This is a genomic window from Priestia sp. P5_B4, from assembly GCF_056400385.1.
Genome location: NZ_JBFULJ010000562.1, coordinates 1 through 2,514, shown reverse-complemented (window position 1 = coordinate 2,514; position 2,514 = coordinate 1). Strand labels below are relative to the sequence as shown.

Annotated in this window: 2 protein-coding genes and 1 pseudogene; 1 reads left to right on the top strand and 2 read right to left on the bottom strand. The window is 35.2% G+C overall.

From position 1 onward, the window contains the following. Nucleotides 1-246: 246 nt before the first annotated feature. On the top strand, nucleotides 247-846 hold the full coding sequence (locus AC1DRF_RS22965; protein WP_014460120.1) for a DedA family protein: 600 nt from the start codon (nucleotides 247-249) through the stop codon (nucleotides 844-846). Nucleotides 847-881: 35 nt separating this feature from the next. Here the strand turns inward: AC1DRF_RS22965 and AC1DRF_RS22960 are convergent, their stop codons facing one another. After that, nucleotides 882-2,189: a CitMHS family transporter gene (locus AC1DRF_RS22960; protein ID WP_477741776.1), complete on the bottom strand. Its 1,308-nt coding sequence runs from the start codon at nucleotides 2,187-2,189 to the stop codon at nucleotides 882-884. Nucleotides 2,190-2,386: 197 nt separating this feature from the next. Further along, nucleotides 2,387-2,514, bottom strand: a pseudogene (locus AC1DRF_RS22955) (response regulator); the annotation flags it as partial.

The following is a 2,514-nucleotide window of genomic DNA, read 5'->3' as shown; positions in this document are numbered from 1 at the left end:
GAATAAAAGGAATCAAAACTATGAATAAAAGTCGTAGTTTATTTAAAAATTCATCTTCAATTATTTTTTTTCTATAATTTTATTTCGAGTAAAAGCTATAAAATACACTTCCTTCCTTTTTCCTTATACAAGCCAATTTTTTCTGTCACATCCCGCTTTCTTCCTTTATTTTCTTTTCTTTTATAAGTTTTTCCGAACATATAGATGGGTATTTGAATGTTATGACACAGAAAAAGAGGCGATCTTATGCTACATTTCATAACAGACTTACTGAAACAATTTGGAATTTGGGGACTTTTAAGCGGACTGGCCATTGAGGCTTCCTCCCTGCCGTTTCCCGGTTCTCTTCTCACCCTTACCTACGGATACTTATTAAACATGCACATAGTGAAATTGTTATTAATCGCTCTTGCAGGAAGCGCCGTTTATACAGCTTTTAGTTTTATACCGTATGGGATAGGCTATAAATTAGAGGATAAGGTAAAGAAAAAATTATCAAAAAAGAAAAAAGCATTTGAGAAATCACAAAAATGGTTTAAAAAATGCGGATTATGGAGTATTGCGATTGCTCGTCCTTTAGGGCTCGGAAACTACATTTCCTATCTTTCAGGGTTATCTAAAGTGAAACCTATGCCGTTTGCTCTGCTCACATTTCTTGGTATCTTTCCTTTGAATATTGCCATGCTTTGGTTAGGGCAAATCGGAAACTTTAAGTCCATTCAATCTTTTATTTCAGATGCACAAACCTATATTTTAATTGCAGCGGTAGTGGCTGTATGCGGATTTTTAATTTATAAGTTCTATTTTAAAAAAAGCAGCTGCAGCGAACAGTCTAGTTCAACGTAAGAGTATAAAAAAAGACCCTTCGGGGTCTTTTTTTATCAAATAGAAATAACGCCTAAAATTAATGCAGCTATTGTCATCACTGCCGTAGTTCCTAGCGCCCACTTAATTAAAAAGCGTTGCAAATCACTAAATTCAATTCCTACCATTCCAATTAATAAGTGAGCTGCTGCTACCAAGGGACTTATCACGTGAACAGGTTGTCCTAAGATAGCAGCTCTTCCAATTTCAGCTGCGCTAATGCCATAACTTTCGGCAGCTTGAGCAATAATTGGCAATACGCCAAAATAAAAGGCATTATTAGACATAAAAAATGTAAAAGGAGCACTTAAAAATGCTACTGCAACTGGCAAAAAAGGACCCATTGCATCTGGGATTATTCCTACAAGTGTATTTGCCATAGCATCAATCATCTTTGTTCCAGACATAATTCCTGTAAAAATACCTGCTGCAATAACAATTGAAACGACGGCTACCGCATTATTTGCATGAGATGAAATTCGCTGCTGTTGATCTTTGATGTTTGGATAATTTATTAATAATGCAATAGCAAACGCTACCATGAACAAAAGCATTAGCGACATAAAGTCCATAATTAAGCACACCATAAGACTAACGGTAAGGAGAAAATTAAACCATACTAACTTAGGACGTCGATAGTCTAAATGTTGCGCTGTTCCCTCTAATTCATCTGCATGTGCGATTTCATTTGCAGAATGTTTAATATTGATAACTCCTAACCTTTTTCTTTCCCTTCTTCCAAGGACAACAGAAACAAATAGCACCCATAGAAGTCCAAAACCCATTACAGGTATTAAAGGCAAAAATAACTGAGACGAATCTAAATTTAATGAACTCATAGCCATAGCAGAAGCACCTCCCCACGGAGTCATATTCATAACTCCCATAGATAGCATCGCAACTCCTGCTAAGATAAGCAGATTCATTTCTAGGCGTTTATATAATGGAAGCAAAGAAGAGACCGTTATCATATAGGTAGTAGTTCCATCGCCATCTAAAGCAACCATCATTGAAAGCACAGCAGTTCCGACGACGATTTTTAGAGGATCTCCTTTTACAATCTTTAAAATGAAGGAAACGAGAKGGTCAAATAATCCTGAATCAATCATTAATCCAAAATATAAAATAGCAAATAAAATCATAATAGCTGTAGGAGCAATATCTTTTACACCCTCTAGCATCATAGGTCCCATTCCGCTAGCAAAACCGCCTATTAAACCAAATATAATTGGAATAATGATAAGAGCAACCATTGGGGTAAGTCGCTTTGACATAATTAAATACATGAATACTGCAACCATTAAAAATCCTAATAAAGAAAGCATCGATATTCTTCCTCCTTCTTGATAACGTTTTCATTTTTGTTTGCTACACGTTATTAAAAAGGTATCACTTGTTAAAGCAGGTTCATAGATAACCACCATAAGTTTAATATCTTTTATAAAAGTAATTCTTTTCATTTTTTTCATGCATCATTTCTACATAAAAACGAGATAGCGGTTCTTTGTCCGCTATCTCGTTTTTATGCAAAATTAGTTACTCGGTATTTTCGCTCAGGCCTCCCTACACTTCCATACACTATTTCCACCTGCATTTCTTTACAAGATACTAAATACTCTAAATACCTTCTCATTGTTGAATAACTGATAC

Coding starts and splice junctions, on each gene's coding strand:
- AC1DRF_RS22965 (WP_014460120.1), top strand. CDS start 247: ATGCTACATTTCATAACAGACTTACTGAAACAATTTGGAATTTGGGGA.